Origin of the sequence: Pseudomonas sp. B34(2017) (assembly GCF_002112915.1) — a bacterium.
GTDB lineage: Bacteria > Pseudomonadota > Gammaproteobacteria > Pseudomonadales > Pseudomonadaceae > Aquipseudomonas > Aquipseudomonas pharyngis.
Window position 1 is genome coordinate 1,096,512 of record NZ_NEJA01000001.1, and the last position, 16,079, is coordinate 1,112,590.

Genomic DNA, 16,079 nt, shown 5'->3' on the forward strand with positions numbered 1-16,079 from the left:
TTCCGGGTTTTTTATTACCTGCCGCTTGGCCAGCCTACTGATTTCGCGCCTTGGCTTCGGCAGCCTTGGCGGCACGAAGACGACGCACCTCTTTCGGATCTGCCAACAGTGGCCGATAGATCTCGATGCGATCGCCCTCCTGAACCCGTCGAGCATCCGGATCAGCAATCACTTTGCCGAAGATCCCCAAAGGACAGCTCTTCAGATCCAGCTCCGAAAATTCAGCATCAATCCCGGACGCCATCAGCGCCGCACGCACCGTCGTACCCTCAGCAACACTGATTACACGCAAAACCTGACGATCAACCGCCGCATACACCACTTCGACTTCGATCACCGGCTCAACCATGCATCTGCTTGGCGCGCTGGCAGAACGCGTCCACCAATGTATTGGCTGCCTGATTGAACAAAGGACCGAGCGTCGCGCGGACCAGCGGCCCGGCGTAGTCGAAGGACAGATCCAGACTGATCTTGCAAGCCTTCTCGTTCAGCGCCTTGAATACCCAGACGCCGTGCAGCTGATTGAACGGTCCCTCCTCCAGGTTCATCTCGATCGACTGCCCCGGCACCAGCGTATTGCGTGTCACGAAGTGCTGACTAAGCCCACCCTTGGCCACGCCGACACTGGCGCGCATGTGCTCAGGCGAGCTTTCCAGGACTTCAGCAGACGAGCACCACGGCAGAAATTCCGGGTAACGTGCCACGTCATTGACGAGGTCGTAGAGAAATTGCGCCGGATAAGGCAGCAGCGCCGATCGTTGAATATGTGTCGTCATGTAAGCGTCACTTCCAGAGCTGGGCGGCAAACACTACAAGAATGCCGATGGGCGCCACATAGCGCATCAAAAACAGAGACAGGGCGAACAGCGTCGGGCTGCGAATCGACAATTCATCACGCACCGCCTCACGCCCCATCACCCAACCGGCAAACAGCACAAAGCACAGCCCACCGAGCGGCAACATGATGCGCGAGGTGAAGAAGTCGATCACGCCAAAGAAGTCCAGGCCACCGGCCGCACCCCACTGGTAGAGATGGAACACCCCACCATCGTTCACGAAAAATTTGGCTTCCTTCCAGATATTGAAGGAAAACACCGTGCCCAGACCAACGAACCAGCAGGTGAACGCCAACCAGAATGTCACCCAGGCACGGCTGATTTTAGTCCGCTCGACCAGATAGGCGACCATTGGCTCCAGCAGGGAAATCGCCGAGCTCCAGGCCGCAATGGCCACCAGAACGAAGAACACCACGCCCATCAACTGGCCGAACAGCACGTTACCGAAAGCAAATGGCAGGCTGACAAACATCAGCCCCGGGCCTTCGCTCGGGTTCAAACCACCGGCGAACACAATCGGAAACAAGGCCAGACCAGCCACCAGCGAAACAAAGGTATCGAGCAGCGCCACACCGACGACCGTGCCCGACAGCGAGGCTTCCTTGGTCATGTAGGCGCCATAGATCATGATCGAGCCCACGCCCACGCTCAGGGAGAAGAACGCGTGCCCCATGGCCGGCAGCAAGCCGTCGAGGACTTTTTCCGGGTGGAAGTCGAACATGAAATGCACGCCTTCCATGAAATGCCCGGTGGTCATGCTGTAACCCAGCAGCACCAGCACCATCACGAACAGCAGCGGCATCATGATCCGCAGGCTGCGCTCGAGCCCGGCAACCACGCCCTTGGCGATCACCACCGCCGACAACAGCATGAAAACCGTGTGCCACAGCGTGATACGCCACGGGTCGGCGATGACATTCCCGAAGTACGCCCCGACCTGATCAGCCGTCGCGCCCTGGAAGTCTCCGCGCCCCATATCAATGATGTAATCCAGCGACCAGCCGCCGACCACACTGTAGAAAGACAGGATCAGCAGCGCCGTGATCATCCCGGCGAACGCGCCCCACGACCACTTGCCCGAGTGCCCGGCTTCACGCGCCAGCACCTTCAGGGCATTCGCCGGACTCTGGCGGGCACGGCGGCCGATCAGGGTTTCGGCGAGCATTACCGGGATGCCGATCAGCGCGATACATGCCAGAAACATCAGCACGAAGGCACCGCCACCGTAGACCCCGACCATGTAGGGGAATTTCCAGATGCTGCCCAATCCCACGGCCGAACCGGTCGCGGCGAATATGAAAACCCAGCGGCTAGCCCAACTGCCGTGGACAGAAACCTTGTCTGTCGACATCGTTTATCACGCCCAAGCGTTAGAAAAAGAGGCCGCATTGTCCGGGATTCACTCAACCTGCTCAAGCACGCAGCATCACCGTAGCCGACAGCCGTTTATCTCCATATAATGCCGCCCCTATGGCTAAACAGAAGAAACACCCAACAGGGACCATCGCGCAAAACAAAAAGGCGCGACACGATTACTTCATCGAGCACAAGTTCGAGGCTGGTCTGGTCCTGGCCGGCTGGGAAGTAAAAAGTCTGCGGGCAAGCAAGCTGCAACTGGTCGACAGTTACGTGTTGCTCAAGGATGGCGAAGCCTGGTTGCTAGGCAGCCACATCACGCCTCTGATGACCGCCAGCACCCACGTCATTGCCGACCCGGTGCGTACCCGCAAGTTGCTGCTCAACCGCCGCGAGCTGGACAAGCTCGCCGCCGCCGTGCAGCAGAAGGGTTACGCCTGCGTGTGCCTGTCCTGGTACTGGAGCAAGCACATGGTCAAGTGCGAGATCGCTCTCGGTAAGGGCAAGAAGGAATACGACAAGCGCGATACCGAACGCGAACGCGACGCCGGTCGCGAGTTGCAGCGTGCGGTGCGCAACAAGGGCAAGGAAGACTGATTTTTCTGCCCGAATGACCGCTCCCGTGCTCGACACGGGAGCGGTCATGCCTACATGCCTTTGCGTCGCTCGGCGCGAGCCATGCGCTGCACTTCCTGCCGCACCTCTTCCAGCACTTCCTGCACATACAAAATGTGTCGGCTGGAGACCTCACGCGCCTGCTCCGCGCGCCCCTCGATAATCGCCAGATACAACTCCCGATGCTGGGTGATCAGCATGTCGCGGGTTTCCGTGCGCTGCTTGTACATGCCACCGATGTTGGTCACCACGTTGCGCTTGAGCAGATCGAACAGCCCGCGAATGGTGTGCAGCAACACCGCGTTATGACTGGCTTCGGCAATCGCCAGGTGGAATTTCGCATCCGCCGCGCCCTCTTCCGCCCGGCTCACTTCATCGTGACGCGAATAGCAGTCCTGTAACTCTTCAAACGCCGCCGTCAGCCGTTCGCGGTCCACATCCGTGGCGCGCAATGCCGCGTAATAGGCGCACGATGCCTCCAGCGTGTGGCGAAATTCCAGCAGATCGCGCTGCGCCTCGGGGTTGCTTTCCAGCAATTGCAGCAGCGGATCGCTGAACGTCGAACCGAGACTTTCCACGACATAGTTGCCGCCGCCCTGCTTGCTGACCAGCAACCCCTTGGCCGCAAGCTTCTGAATCGCCTCGCGCAAAGAGGGCCGAGAAACGCCGAACTGTTCCGCCAGAGTCCGCTCGGCCGGCAGACGCTCGCCGGACTTCAGCGTGCCCTCGAGAATCATCCCTTCCAGTCGCTCGACAATGTCGTCAGACAAACGGCGCTGACGTATCTGATCAAACCCCATCACTCAACTCTCCACCATCCCGACCGCTCGCCGGGCTCTCTATTCTGGCCTATCGGCGCTGCGCCGACACCTGCCAGATGACGCCAATTCAACCGGTGCAATCCGACTCGCCGTCCGGTTGTTCGACAAAAGTTTTAGGGCGGCAAATTGACACACCGACATCAAGGCTTTTACCCTAGCCGACAGCACTTGTAAATTGGTCTTACCAATTAACCAAGTAAGCTGACAGTGCCTGACCAACAACAATTAGGGGCCACCCCATATGCAAACCTGGCAACAGCTCTACAGCCCGCTCGGCAGTCTCGGCGTGTCCGCACTCGCGGCCGTCATTCCCATCGTTTTCTTCTTTCTCGCTTTGGCGGTGTTCCGCCTCAAAGGTCATGTGGCCGGCAGCATCACGCTCGCCCTGGCCATCGCCGTGGCGATCTTCGCGTTCCAGATGCCGGTCGACATGGCGTTCGCCGCTGCCGGATATGGCTTTGCCTATGGTCTGTGGCCGATTGCCTGGATCATTGTGGCGGCGGTGTTCCTGTACAAACTGACGGTCAAGAGCGGTCAATTCGAGGTCATCCGCAGCTCGGTGCTGTCGATCACTGACGACCAACGCCTGCAGGTGCTGTTGATCGGTTTCTGCTTCGGTGCATTCCTCGAAGGTGCCGCCGGTTTCGGCGCGCCGGTGGCGATTACCGCTGCGCTGCTGGTGGGACTGGGCTTCAACCCGCTGTACGCTGCCGGCCTGTGCCTGATTGCCAACACCGCACCGGTGGCGTTCGGCGCGTTGGGGATTCCGATCATCGTGGCCGGGCAAGTCACCGGCATCGACGCGTTCAAGATTGGCGCCATGACCGGTCGCCAACTGCCGTTGCTGTCGCTGTTCGTGCCGTTCTGGCTGGTGTTCATGATGGACGGCCTGCGCGGCGTGCGTGAAACCTGGCCAGCCGCACTGGTTGCCGGCCTGAGCTTCGCTGTCACCCAATACTTCACTTCGAATTTCATCGGCCCGGAGCTGCCGGACATCACGTCGGCCCTGGCCAGTCTGATTTCGCTGACCCTGTTCCTGAAGGTCTGGCAACCGAAACGTGCCGCCGGCCAGCACATCGTCGGCGCCGTGTCCGCTTCGGTGGTCACCGCCAGCGTCGGCGGTTTCGGCCAGAAGCGCACCACCGTCGCTTCGCCCTACAGCCTCGGGGAAATCTTCAAGGCGTGGTCGCCGTTCCTGATCCTCACCGTGCTGGTGACCATCTGGACCCTCAAGCCTTTCAAAGCCATGTTCGCCGCCGGCGGTTCGATGTACGCCTGGGTGTTCAACTTCGCGATTCCACACTTGGATCAACTGGTCATCAAGACCGCGCCGATCGTGGCCGCCCCGACCGCGATCCCGGCCGTGTTCAAACTCGATCCGATTTCCGCGACCGGCACGGCGATTTTCTTCTCCGCACTGATCTCGATGCTGGTGCTGAAGATCAACTTCAAAACTGGTCTGACCACTTTGAAAGAGACCTTCTACGAACTGCGCTGGCCGATCCTGTCGATCGGCATGGTGCTGGCGTTTGCCTTCGTCACCAACTATTCCGGCATGTCCTCGACCATGGCTCTGGTGCTTGCCGGAACTGGCGCAGCGTTCCCGTTTTTCTCGCCATTCCTCGGCTGGCTCGGCGTGTTCCTGACCGGTTCCGATACCTCATCCAACGCCCTGTTCAGTTCGCTGCAAGCAACCACCGCTCACCAGATCGGGGTCAACGACACCCTGCTAGTGGCAGCCAATACCAGCGGCGGCGTGACCGGCAAGATGATCTCGCCACAATCGATCGCCGTGGCCTGCGCAGCAACCGGCCTGGTGGGCAAGGAATCCGATCTGTTCCGCTTCACCCTCAAGCACAGCCTATTCTTTGCAACGATTGTCGGCCTCATCACTTTGGCTCAGGCCTACTGGTTCACCGGCATGCTGGTGCATTAAGCCGACAAGCTACATGGAAAAAACCGACACCGGTTCGTGATTCCGGCGTCAGCAATTCACAACCCGGTCTGTAAGGCTGCTGAAAGCAATGCGCTCTATATTCGGCAGCCTCAACAGACGGATAACCGGGCCCACCCGGAGACACGCCTGATGAGCGAGCTTTTTTACAACGCTGTGCCCAACGCCACTCGCGTCGCACCGCCACTGCCCGAACCCCGGCAATACCCCAGCGAGAAACCGTCGCGGGTCTACCTGTTCGGCACGTGCGTGGTCGACCTGTTCTACCCGGAAGCCGGGATGGACGCGATCCACTTGCTGGAGCGCGAAGGCATCCGGGTCGACTACCCGCAAGGGCAGAGCTGCTGCGGACAACCGGCCTACACCTCGGGTTACACCGAGCAGGCACGGACGGTGGCGCGCTCGCAACTGGCGCTGTTTGCCGGGGACTATCCGGTGGTGGTGCCGTCGGGTTCGTGCGCCGGAATGATCCGCGAGCATTACGCCGACTTGTTCAAGGACGAGCCGGAAACGTTGAAACAGGTTCAGGCCCTTGCGGCCCGCACCTATGAATTGGCCGAGTTTCTGCTGTTCGTCTGCAAGGTGCAGCTCAAGGATAGCGGCGAGCCGGTGAAAGTGGCGCTGCACACCTCGTGTTCGGCGCGACGGGAAATGAACACCCACCTGCATGGCCGCGAGTTGTTGGCGCAGTTGAGCAACGTGGAACGGGTCAACCACGATCACGAAAGCGAATGCTGTGGCTTCGGTGGGACATTCAGCGTCCGTATGCCAGACATTTCCGGCGCGATGGTGGCTGACAAGACCCGGGCGTTGAAGGAATCCGGCGCACATCAGGTACTCAGTGCCGACTGCGGCTGCCTGATGAACATCAACGGCTCGCTGGAAAAACAGCAGGAAGCGCTGCGCGGGCAACACCTGGCGAGCTTCCTCTGGCAACGAACCGGAGGTGCGCGATGAGCACTTCCACGATTATTCCTACGGTTGCCGTAGAAGAAGACTTCCGCACCCGGGCACACAACGCCTTGGGCGATTCGCAGTTACGGAACAACTTCCGCACTGCGATGGATTCACTGATGACCAAACGGGCAGCGGCTTTCAGCGATGCCCACGAAAGAGAACACTTGCGCGCCCTGGGCAACTCGATCAGGGCGCGTGCGCTCTCCAAGTTGCCCGACCTGCTCGAGCAACTGGAACAGAACCTGACCCGCAACGGTGTGACAGTGCACTGGGCGGAAACGGTGGACGAGGCCAATGGCATCGTCCTTTCGATCATCCGCGCTCACGAGGCGCGGCAAGTGATCAAGGGCAAATCGATGGTCAGCGAAGAGATGGAGATGAACCATTTCCTCGAGGCTCGGGACATTGAATGTCTGGAGTCCGACATGGGGGAGTACATCGTCCAGCTCGACCACGAGAAGCCTTCACACATAATCATGCCGGCAATCCACAAGAATGCCGGTCAGGTCGCGTCCTTGTTCCACGACAAACTTGGCGTGGAATACACCAAGGACGTTGACCAACTCATTCAGATCGGTCGCAGAGTCCTGCGGCAGAAATTCTTCGAAGCGGACATCGGCGTCTCCGGCGTCAACTTCGCCGTGGCCGAAACCGGCACCCTGCTGCTGGTGGAAAACGAAGGCAACGGCCGAATGACCACCACCGTGCCACCGGTGCACATCGCCGTCACCGGCATCGAAAAAGTCGTGGAATACCTGCGCGACGTGGTGCCGCTGCTGTCATTGCTGACCCGCTCGGCGCTGGGCATTCCGATCACCACCTACGTCAACATGATCTCCGGCCCGCGCAAGGAACATGAACTCGACGGCCCACAGGAAGTGCATCTGGTGCTGCTCGACAACGGTCGCAGCCAGGCCTTCGCCGACAGCGAACTGCGCCAGACGCTGAACTGCATCCGCTGCGGCGCTTGCATGAATCATTGCCCGGTCTACACCCGCGTCGGCGGCCATACCTACGGCGAGGTTTACCCCGGCCCGATCGGCAAAATCATCACCCCGCACATGGTCGGCCTGGCGAAAGTCCCGGACCACCCAAGCGCGTCTTCTCTGTGCGGCGCCTGCGGTGAAGTGTGTCCGGTAAAAATTCCTATTCCTGCACTGCTGCGCCGCCTACGCGAAGAAAACGTCAAAGCCCCCGACAGTCCTCATCAAGTGATGCGCGGCCAGGGCAGCAAATATTCGCGCAAGGAACGTTTCATCTGGAACGCTTGGGCGAAGCTCAACAGCTCGCCGACCCTGTATCGGCTGTTCGCGTTCTTCGCCACGCGACTGCGCGCCCTGGCGCCGAACAATATCGGGCCGTGGACCCAGAATCACAGCGCACCGAAACCCGCCGCCCGCTCATTGCATGACATGGCTCGCGAACACCTGGCCAAACAAGGAGACCGTTGATGAGCGCCAAGCAAAATATCCTCGGCAAGTTGCGTAAAAGTCTGACCGGCACCACGCCGATTGCCGACAACTTCGATGTCGATCTGGTGACCCAGCCTTACACCTACAGCGCCGAACAACGGATCCCGCAACTGCGCAAACTGATGGAAGCGGTGCACACCGAAATCCACCTGACATCCGCTGATGGGTGGCCGGCGCTGCTGGCGCAATTGCTGCGCGACCGCCAGTTGCCGAGCCTGCTGATCGCACCGACTACGCCTCACGGGCAGCGCATCACACAACACTGGGCGAACAATCCTGATCTGCCGGCGCTGAAATCCTACGACCGGCCGATGGAGGAATGGAAAGCCGAGTTGTTCAACGACACCCCGGCCAGCCTCACCGGCACCCTCGGCGCCATCGCCGCCACCGGCAGCCTGATTCTCTGGCCAACCCGCGAAGAACCACGGCTGATGAGCCTGGTGCCGCCGGTGCATTTCGCCCTGCTCAAGGCCAGCCAGATCCGCGACAACTTCTATCAGGTGCAGCAGGAATTCGAGTGGGCACAGGGCATGCCAACCAATGCATTGCTGGTCTCCGGCCCGTCGAAAACCGCCGACATCGAACAAGTGCTGGCTTACGGCGCCCACGGCCCGAAAGACCTGGTGGTGTTGATCCTGGAGGACCAATGACCTTACCGGCGACTTTCCTGCGCGATGCGCAGCAACTGATTCCTGCCGAACGGCGCTTCGACGATCCGCTGTCGACCCTGGCCTTCGGCACCGATGCCAGCTTCTACCGGTTGATTCCACAACTGGTGATCCGCGTCGAATCCGAAGATGAAGTGGTGGCGCTGCTGAAGCTGGCCCAGCGCGATCAGGTCCCGGTGACCTTCCGCGCCGCCGGCACCAGCCTGTCCGGCCAGGCGATCAGCGATTCGGTGCTGATCGTGCTTGGTGATAACTGGAACGCGCGTGAGATCCGCGGACAAGGCACACAAATCCGCCTGCAACCGGGGGTGATCGGTGCCCAGGCCAACGCATGGCTGGCGCCTTTCGGGCGCAAGATCGGCCCGGATCCGGCGTCGATCAACGCCTGCAAAATCGGCGGCATCGTCGCCAACAACGCCAGCGGCATGTGCTGCGGCACCGCGCAAAACACCTATCACACGCTGGCCGGGATTCGTCTGGTGCTGGCCGACGGCACACGTCTCGACACCGAAGATGCTGCCAGTGTCGCGGCGTTTCGAGTCAGCCACGGTGAATTGCTGGAACGCCTGGCGACATTGGGCCGCGAGACCCGCGCCAATGCCGAACTGGCCGCACGAATTCGCCACAAATACCGTCTGAAAAATACCACCGGCCTGTCGCTCAACGCCCTGGTGGATTTCGATGAGCCTGTGGATATCCTGAGCCACTTGCTGGTCGGCTCCGAAGGCACCCTCGGCTTCATCAGCGCCGTGACTTACGACACGGTGATCGACCACCCAAACAAGGCCTCGGCGCTGATCGTTTTTCCGGACGTCGAGACCTGCTGCAACGCCGTCACCGTGCTGAAAAGCCAACCGGTGTCCGCCGTGGAACTGCTCGACCGCCGCAGCCTGCGCTCGGTGCAGGACAAACCCGGCATGCCGACTTTCGTACAGCAGCTGTCGAACAATGCCTGCGCGCTGTTGATCGAATCCCGCGCCGCCTCTTCCACTTTGCTGCAGGAACAACTGGCGCAGATCATGGCGTCGCTCAATGGCTTCCCGGTGGAAAAGCAGGTCGACTTCACCGAAGACCCGGTCGAAAACGCCCGCCTCTGGGCGATCCGCAAAGACACCTTCCCCGCCGTCGGCGCCGTGCGCAAGACCGGCACCACGGTGATCATCGAAGACGTGACCTTCCCGGTCGAGCAACTGGCCATCGGCGTAAACCGCTTGATCGAGTTGTTCGGCAAACACTCCTACGACGAAGCGATCCTTTTCGGACACGCACTGGAAGGCAATCTGCACTTCGTCTTCACCCAAGGCTTCAACAGCGCGGAAGAAGTCGCACGCTATCAGGCGTTCATGGACGACGTGGCGCAACTGGTGGCCGTGGAGTTCGGCGGTTCGCTGAAGGCGGAACACGGCACCGGGCGCAACATGGCGCCCTTCGTCGAACTGGAATGGGGCAGTGACGCCTATCAATTGATGTGGCAGCTCAAACGCCTGCTCGACCCCAACGGCATTCTCAATCCGGACGTGGTGCTCAGCGAAGATCCGCAGATCCACCTCAAGCACCTGAAACCGCTGCCGGCGGCCGACGAGATTGTGGATAAATGCATCGAGTGCGGTTTCTGCGAGCCGGTCTGCCCCTCGAAAGGCCTGACCCTGAGCCCGCGCCAGCGCATCGTGATCTGGCGCGACATTCAGGCAAGAAAACGTGCCGGCATCGACACCACCGAACTGGAAAAAACCTACGAGTACCAAGGCATCGATACCTGCGCCGCGACCGGTTTGTGTGCGCAACGTTGCCCCGTAGGCATTAACACCGGCGAGCTGGTAAAAAAACTTCGCGGCCGTCACGCAACCCATACGAAAACCGCCAACTTGATCGAAGGAAATTTCGCCACCACCCTGCAAGGCGCGCGTTTCACCCTGCATGTGGCCAACGGTGCGCGGATGTTGTTGGGGGCGCCGCGTCTGGCGAAGCTTTCGGCGACCCTGACGCGGCTGTCCAAAGGTCAAGTGCCGCTGTGGACCAGCGCGATGCCGCAACCGGAAAAAGCCATTCGCTTCAGCCCGGCCGTGTCGGACGAACGCCCGCGCGTTGTGTATCTCGCGGCTTGCGTCTCGCGTGTGATGGGGCCGGCAGCGGGCGACAAGGAGCAGATGTCGCTGTACGACAAAACCCGTGGCCTGCTGGAAAAGGCCGGTTATCAGGTGGTGTTACCGGACAATCTGGACAACCTCTGCTGCGGCCAGCCCTTCGCGTCCAAGGGCTATGCCGAGCAGGCCGAGCACAAGCGTCAGGAACTGATCGGCGCACTGCTCCAGGCTAGTCGCGGCGGGCTCGATCCGATCTATTGCGACACCAGCCCTTGCACCTTGCGGCTGGTGCAGGATGTGGGAAATGTTCGCCTGGATCTGTATGACCCTGTGCGATTCATCCGTACGCATCTGATGGACCGGCTCGACTTCACACCGCAGGAAGCACCGATTGCCGTTCACGTGACCTGCAGTACTCAGCACCTTGGGGAAAGCCAGGCGCTGATAGAGCTGGCGCGCAAATGCAGCAAGACGGTGGTGATCCCGGAAGGCATTCACTGCTGCGGTTTCGCCGGCGACAAGGGTTTCACCACGCCGGAGCTCAACAGCCACTCACTGAGAACGCTCAAGGATGCGGTGCAACAGTGCAGCGAGGGGATTTCCACCAGCCGCACCTGTGAGATCGGTCTGACACAGCATGGCGGTATCGACTACCACGGTCTGGTGTATCTGGTGGACCGGGTGACCCAAGCCAAAGCCCCCGCAACCGCCCTCTGAAGAAAAATAGAACCCTTGTGAGCGACCGCAGTCCACAGAACAGGCCCCGAACAATCGGGGCTTGTCCTCCATTCGGTTGCCCGTCCTGACGGCCAGCGAAGTCTGGATCCCTCAGTTCAAGGAGATTCATATGAAACGTTCTGTACTGTTAGGTCTGTTCGTTACTGCCTCGATGATGGCGTCGGCTTCGTTCGCTGCCGACAAGCCCGCTGACCTGTGTGATGCCAATCTGCAAACCATCAATAACGCCAAGACGCAGGCAATGGCCTCACCCGACCTGAGTCAACGGGTAGAAGCCAGCGTGCAAAAAGCCCAGGCACTCAAGGCCCAGGGCAAGATCGACGAATGCGTGGCTGAAACCCAGCAAACCATTCTGGAAATCCGTAAAACCAGCGGAACCAACAACTGATCGAAGCTCAGGCCAACCTTCGGGTTGGCCTTGTGAGCCGTTTGGCGTACACTGCGCAGGCTTGTTGCTCATAAGCCACACAGAGCGCCAGGCTCGGGGCCGTTTAGGATTCGACGCCGGTTGCGAAACTCTAGGTGCATGCCGACTTGGTAACAGAAGTCGTAAATCCACTGTTGCAACTACTTATAGTTGCCAATGACGACCAATACGGTGCTGCTCTCGCTGCTTAATTGCAGCTGACATGCACTCCTGGTACCTTCGGGTCCAGCAATCATCAGGGGATGTCTGTAAACCCAAAATGATTGTCATATAGAACAGAATCGCCGTGCAGTACGTTGTGGACGAAGCGGCTAAAACTTACACAACTCGCCCAAAGCACCCTGCCCGTCGGGTCGCTGAGGGTTAACTTAATAGACACGGCTACGCATGTAGTACCGACAGCGGAGTACTGGCGGACGGGGGTTCAAATCCCCCCGGCTCCACCAAATGATCAAACAAAGACGTCCACGGACGTCTTTTTTTGTGCCTGCGACCCAGTAAATACGCGGCCTCCAGCGCTTTTGCGGTCTTTTGAGAGTTTTTGAGTTCCAGCCATTCGGGTATTCCAGGCGGTATTCCACCTCACCCGGTGCTAATCTTTGGAATACCGAATCAGTGCCTGAGGAGAATCTCATGCCTGCTCAAAACCTCCGTCTCTCCGATCGACAGCTCAAGGGAGTCAAACCGGCGTCCAAGGATTACGTCCTTACTGACGGTGACGGTTTGCAGCTCCGAGTACGCAGCAACGGCTCCTTGCTGTGGAATTTCAACTACCGCGAACCGGTGACCAAAAAGCGCATCAATATCGGTTTCGGGACCTATCCCGAACTGTCACTGGCGAATGCACGAAAGAAGGCAGTCGAAGCCCGCGAGCTGCTCGCACAGGGCATCGATCCGAAGGTGCAGCGCGACACGCTGAATGAAGCCAAGCGCGCAGAAACGGAACACACCTTCGAGAACGTGGCCACCGCTTGGTTCGAGCTCAAGAAAGACTCGGTCACCCCTGCCTACGCCGAGGACATCTGGCGGTCGCTCACGCTGCACGTGTTCCCCGATTTGAAGACGACACCACTCACGAAAATCACCGCGCCGATGGTGATTGCATTGCTTCGTCCAATCGAAGCGAAAGGCAGCCTGGAGACGGTCAAACGGCTTAGCCAGCGGCTAAACGAGATCATGACCTACGGTGTAAATTCCGGCCTGATCTTCGCCAACCCGCTCAGCGGGATCAGGGCGGTTTTCAAAAAGCCCAAGAAAGAGAACATGGCTGCGCTTCCACCCGAAGAGCTCCCCGAGCTCATGCTGGAGATCGCGAACGCCAGCATCAAACGCACCACTCGCTGCCTGATCGAATGGCAGTTGCATACGATGACTCGCCCCGCCGAGGCAGCGACTACTCGCTGGGCAGACATCGACTTTGAAAGGCGCGTCTGGACTATCCCGCCGGAGCGGATGAAAAAGCGCCGCCCTCACAGCATCCCGTTGAGTGATCACGCTGTCGCACTGCTGGAGTCATTGAAGACCCACAGCGGCCATCGCGAATACGTCTTCCCGGCAGACAGAAATCCACGCACCCACGCCAATAGCCAGACTGCCAACATGGCATTGAAACGCATGGGCTTTCAGGATCGATTGGTCAGCCACGGTATGCGCTCGATGGCCAGCACCATCTTGAATGAACATGGGTGGGACCCCGAACTCATTGAGGTCGCACTGGCGCATGTCGACAAGGATGAGGTGCGCAGCGCCTACAACCGAGCCGACTACATTGAACGCAGACGACCGATGATGGCCTGGTGGAGTGAGTATATCCAGAAAGCCGCCACCGGCAGCCTGCTTGCCTCAGCATACGGTCAAGTCAGAGACAAGAACGTGGTACCGATTCGCTAGCTCTGTACGGCGCAAGAATTGCGGAAACAACTGAACGTCCAGCATTCTGGGCAAGCAGCCTCGCTTATCTGCTTCTCAGCACGGGTCCATCCAAACAGGGCTGCAAAGCCGCCCTGTTTGGATGGACCTCACTTTGAAGAGCTAAAAGCCACGACGTTGTCCGGGATTTACCACGGAATTCCACCGATGGATATCCACTTTTCACGTCCTCAAGAGCACTGAATTTCGGCCCTTGACCGGGTTTATCCACAGGCGTAGAACTGGCCGTGCAAAGGCTGTCGATGACAGCACCCCAGGTGACCCGAGCCTTAAAGGTCACGCTGCTCCCGCGGTGGTTCAGCCCAAGTACGATTCGCATCCGGCAGCTCGTACGGTCACTACCCATGTGATGGATGCTCTTACACCTATGGCACTCGTGCGCCAGCTACACCGTACCTCGCTGCCCTGCAGCAACCTATCCGCTTGGCCGAATATTGCGCCAACCTGTGCCCGTCTCTTTCTTCGGGAAAGAGACGGGCACTTCTACCACTGCTGCAGCCCTGATCGAACATGGCTTTGCGGCATTCCCCCTCGTGACAATCGGCGTGACAAACGCCGATGTCACCAGCAACAGCGCTGTAGATGATGGTGCCGCAGACCAAGGAATGGGCTGCACCTGACTGACAGTCAGGTATGCCCCGGTCATCGCATTGCTGCGTTCACCCGGCTCAGGATCTTCAGGCGCTGGTTTAGTCAGTCAGCGCTGCCTCCACCCGCCCACCGGCAACGGTGTTAAGGAGGCCAGATCATGAGATGCCCTTGCTCCCGGTCGTAAGGAGCCGTCAGTCCCGCGTAGAGGACATTCCCCATAGGTCGCAGGGGCCTTGATCCCTGATAACACTCAGCATTCTTGGCGGGATGACGTGGGGCGAGGATCGGAGATCGGAAGATGAGGTGACCGGCATGGCATTGGTGGGTAGGCGTGACGGCCGTAATTTTGGGTACGGCAGACAATTGAGCTACGCAGGGCCGCAGGCACTGAAGGACATGTTCGGCGGCGGTCATTACGGCACGGTCAAGGCGCACACTGATCGGTGGCAGGCATTCGTGAAGTGGTGCCGTTCCGAACAGGGGCCCGGTATCAATGATGCACGGCAGATTGATCGGAAGGTGCTGTCCGATTATGCGGCGCATCTGCGCGAGGTGGTTAGGCGCGGTGACCTCGCCATCAGCACCGCACAAAATCGGCTTTCCAGCGTTAACAGGACCATGGCAGCGCTTCGCGGTGATCAGTACGTGAAGTTGCCCAGCCCGAGCAAGGCGTTGGGTATGCAGCGCAGCGGGGTTCGCCACTCGGTGCCAGAGGGACAAGACCGCAAGCAGGTTAAGCCAATTGTCGATGTGCTTTGCCGCGATCATCAGCTACGGGCCGCTGCAATCGTTCTGTTGGCGCGAGCCACCGGCATGCGCTTGCGTGAGGCCATCCTAGCCGACTTGCCACGGCTGAGCCGTGAGGCTAACGACCTAGGCAGGATCAACATCCAGGATGGCACGAAAGGCGGCCGAGCTGGCGCCTCAGCGCCACGATGGATTGCGGTGGACCACCATGTTCAAGACGCACTTGGGTTTGCACGGCAGGTGTCGCCTGCGAGTAGCCGTAACCTGATTGCGCCAGACGAAAGCTATCGGAATGTTCTGCAGGAAATCATCCGCCCAGCGCGGGACGTCCTGCATGCACACAAGCTCAAAGGCTTCCATGAGCTACGAGCGGCGTACGCATGTGAACGCTATGAGCAAATCACCCAACACCCCGCGCCTATCAACGGCGGCCAATGTTGCCAGGTAGATAAGACCCTTGATCGTGAGGCCCGAAGGCAAATCAGCTATGAGTTGGGGCACGGTCGGATCGATGTGATCGCGGCCTACATTGGAGGACGCACATGAGTAAGCCATTCGATATGGAACTGTTCTTGGCTGCGGTGCTGACGGGATCATACGCAACGCGGCAGCGCCATTTACGGCAAGCAAAGCTCATCCAAGCGGAGATATCTGAACGCTGGCAGCTAGAGACACCTTGGGCATGGCAGAGAAAGCATGTGGCTTGGTTTCTTGAACATCGCCTAGCTAAGCGATCCGAGGCGACTCGATATTACTACCTGCTGACCGTAAGGCTGCTAGCGCGTCGTTTAGAAAAGCCATGGGTATTCAATCACCGAGGGTAAACGATCCAACGCCGCAATAGCCCGCTCACCGAGCAATCTGCCAGAGAGCTCTGCTTCCTC

General features: G+C 59.5%; 14 protein-coding genes and 1 other RNA gene. 11 read left to right on the forward strand and 4 right to left on the reverse strand.

Features of this window, described 5'->3' with window-relative positions; genetic code table 11:
• Window positions 1-34: 34 nt before the first annotated feature.
• From CAF80_RS05235 to CAF80_RS05245, 3 genes are read right to left on the reverse strand one after another with little or no spacing between them, the layout of a single operon-like run.
• Window positions 35-349 carry an RnfH family protein gene (locus tag CAF80_RS05235; protein WP_074691917.1) on the reverse strand — a complete coding sequence of 105 codons (315 nt, stop codon included), beginning with the start codon at window positions 347-349 and terminating at the stop codon, window positions 35-37.
• The gene (locus CAF80_RS05240; protein ID WP_003221509.1) at window positions 342-776 is read right to left on the reverse strand and encodes a type II toxin-antitoxin system RatA family toxin; all 435 of its coding nucleotides are present in this window, start codon (window positions 774-776) and stop codon (window positions 342-344) included. Before CAF80_RS05240 ends, CAF80_RS05235 begins: the two co-directional genes overlap by 8 nt.
• 7 nt (window positions 777-783) lie before the next feature.
• Window positions 784-2,187 carry a sodium-dependent transporter gene (locus CAF80_RS05245; RefSeq protein WP_085666922.1) on the reverse strand — a complete coding sequence of 468 codons (1,404 nt, stop codon included), beginning with the start codon at window positions 2,185-2,187 and terminating at the stop codon, window positions 784-786.
• A 119-nt stretch (window positions 2,188-2,306) separates the two neighbouring features.
• Here CAF80_RS05245 and smpB point away from each other — a divergent pair, with 119 nt between their 5' ends.
• Window positions 2,307-2,789, forward strand: coding sequence for an SsrA-binding protein SmpB (smpB, locus tag CAF80_RS05250; RefSeq protein ID WP_007953781.1), 483 nt, complete (start codon window positions 2,307-2,309; stop codon window positions 2,787-2,789).
• 50 nt (window positions 2,790-2,839) lie between these two features.
• Here the strand turns inward: smpB and CAF80_RS05255 are convergent, their stop codons facing one another.
• A complete protein-coding gene (locus tag CAF80_RS05255; protein WP_039769141.1) occupies window positions 2,840-3,607 on the reverse strand; it encodes an FCD domain-containing protein in 768 nt (255 codons plus the stop codon).
• A 262-nt stretch (window positions 3,608-3,869) separates the two neighbouring features.
• Between CAF80_RS05255 and CAF80_RS05260 the strand changes: the two genes are divergently transcribed.
• The 10 genes from CAF80_RS05260 to CAF80_RS05310 all read left to right on the forward strand — a co-directional run bounded on the left by CAF80_RS05260 (window position 3,870) and on the right by CAF80_RS05310 (window position 16,019).
• Window positions 3,870-5,564, forward strand: coding sequence for a lactate permease LctP family transporter (locus CAF80_RS05260; RefSeq protein WP_039769138.1), 1,695 nt, complete (start codon window positions 3,870-3,872; stop codon window positions 5,562-5,564).
• Window positions 5,565-5,714: 150 nt separating this feature from the next.
• Complete coding sequence (locus CAF80_RS05265; RefSeq protein ID WP_039769136.1) at window positions 5,715-6,539, forward strand: (Fe-S)-binding protein; 825 nt, start codon at window positions 5,715-5,717, stop codon at window positions 6,537-6,539.
• The gene (locus tag CAF80_RS05270) at window positions 6,536-7,990 is read left to right on the forward strand and encodes a LutB/LldF family L-lactate oxidation iron-sulfur protein (RefSeq protein ID WP_085666923.1); all 1,455 of its coding nucleotides are present in this window, start codon (window positions 6,536-6,538) and stop codon (window positions 7,988-7,990) included. Before CAF80_RS05265 ends, CAF80_RS05270 begins: the two co-directional genes overlap by 4 nt.
• Window positions 7,990-8,661: a lactate utilization protein C gene (locus CAF80_RS05275; RefSeq protein WP_011332385.1), complete on the forward strand. Its 672-nt coding sequence runs from the start codon at window positions 7,990-7,992 to the stop codon at window positions 8,659-8,661. Before CAF80_RS05270 ends, CAF80_RS05275 begins: the two co-directional genes overlap by 1 nt.
• The gene (locus CAF80_RS05280) at window positions 8,658-11,480 is read left to right on the forward strand and encodes an FAD-binding and (Fe-S)-binding domain-containing protein (RefSeq protein WP_085666924.1); all 2,823 of its coding nucleotides are present in this window, start codon (window positions 8,658-8,660) and stop codon (window positions 11,478-11,480) included. The genes CAF80_RS05275 and CAF80_RS05280 overlap by 4 nt, the downstream gene beginning before the upstream one ends.
• 130 nt (window positions 11,481-11,610) lie before the next feature.
• Complete coding sequence (locus tag CAF80_RS05285; protein WP_085666925.1) at window positions 11,611-11,889, forward strand: hypothetical protein; 279 nt, start codon at window positions 11,611-11,613, stop codon at window positions 11,887-11,889.
• Window positions 11,890-11,984: 95 nt separating this feature from the next.
• Window positions 11,985-12,374, forward strand: a transfer-messenger RNA (tmRNA) gene (ssrA, locus tag CAF80_RS05290).
• Window positions 12,375-12,561: 187 nt separating this feature from the next.
• Window positions 12,562-13,818 carry an integrase domain-containing protein gene (locus CAF80_RS05295; protein WP_085666926.1) on the forward strand — a complete coding sequence of 419 codons (1,257 nt, stop codon included), beginning with the start codon at window positions 12,562-12,564 and terminating at the stop codon, window positions 13,816-13,818.
• 942 nt (window positions 13,819-14,760) lie between these two features.
• The gene (locus CAF80_RS05305; protein WP_085666965.1) at window positions 14,761-15,741 is read left to right on the forward strand and encodes an integrase domain-containing protein; all 981 of its coding nucleotides are present in this window, start codon (window positions 14,761-14,763) and stop codon (window positions 15,739-15,741) included.
• On the forward strand, window positions 15,738-16,019 hold the full coding sequence (locus tag CAF80_RS05310; RefSeq protein ID WP_085666927.1) for a hypothetical protein: 282 nt from the start codon (window positions 15,738-15,740) through the stop codon (window positions 16,017-16,019). Before CAF80_RS05305 ends, CAF80_RS05310 begins: the two co-directional genes overlap by 4 nt.
• The last annotated feature ends 60 nt before the right edge of the window (window positions 16,020-16,079 follow it).

Bases quoted from the DNA above. Each gene is read 5' to 3' on its own strand.
- CAF80_RS05285 (WP_085666925.1), top strand. From the start codon at position 11,611: ATGAAACGTTCTGTACTGTTAGGTCTGTTCGTTACTGCCTCGATGATG.
- CAF80_RS05245 (WP_085666922.1), bottom strand. From the start codon at position 2,187: ATGTCGACAGACAAGGTTTCTGTCCACGGCAGTTGGGCTAGCCGCTGG.
- CAF80_RS05310 (WP_085666927.1), top strand. From the start codon at position 15,738: ATGAGTAAGCCATTCGATATGGAACTGTTCTTGGCTGCGGTGCTGACG.
- CAF80_RS05255 (WP_039769141.1), bottom strand. From the start codon at position 3,607: ATGGGGTTTGATCAGATACGTCAGCGCCGTTTGTCTGACGACATTGTC.
- CAF80_RS05275 (WP_011332385.1), top strand. From the start codon at position 7,990: ATGAGCGCCAAGCAAAATATCCTCGGCAAGTTGCGTAAAAGTCTGACC.
- smpB (WP_007953781.1), top strand. From the start codon at position 2,307: ATGGCTAAACAGAAGAAACACCCAACAGGGACCATCGCGCAAAACAAA.
- CAF80_RS05260 (WP_039769138.1), top strand. From the start codon at position 3,870: ATGCAAACCTGGCAACAGCTCTACAGCCCGCTCGGCAGTCTCGGCGTG.
- CAF80_RS05240 (WP_003221509.1), bottom strand. From the start codon at position 776: ATGACGACACATATTCAACGATCGGCGCTGCTGCCTTATCCGGCGCAA.
- CAF80_RS05270 (WP_085666923.1), top strand. From the start codon at position 6,536: ATGAGCACTTCCACGATTATTCCTACGGTTGCCGTAGAAGAAGACTTC.
- CAF80_RS05295 (WP_085666926.1), top strand. From the start codon at position 12,562: ATGCCTGCTCAAAACCTCCGTCTCTCCGATCGACAGCTCAAGGGAGTC.
- CAF80_RS05305 (WP_085666965.1), top strand. From the start codon at position 14,761: ATGGCATTGGTGGGTAGGCGTGACGGCCGTAATTTTGGGTACGGCAGA.
- CAF80_RS05235 (WP_074691917.1), bottom strand. From the start codon at position 349: ATGGTTGAGCCGGTGATCGAAGTCGAAGTGGTGTATGCGGCGGTTGAT.
- CAF80_RS05280 (WP_085666924.1), top strand. From the start codon at position 8,658: ATGACCTTACCGGCGACTTTCCTGCGCGATGCGCAGCAACTGATTCCT.
- CAF80_RS05265 (WP_039769136.1), top strand. From the start codon at position 5,715: ATGAGCGAGCTTTTTTACAACGCTGTGCCCAACGCCACTCGCGTCGCA.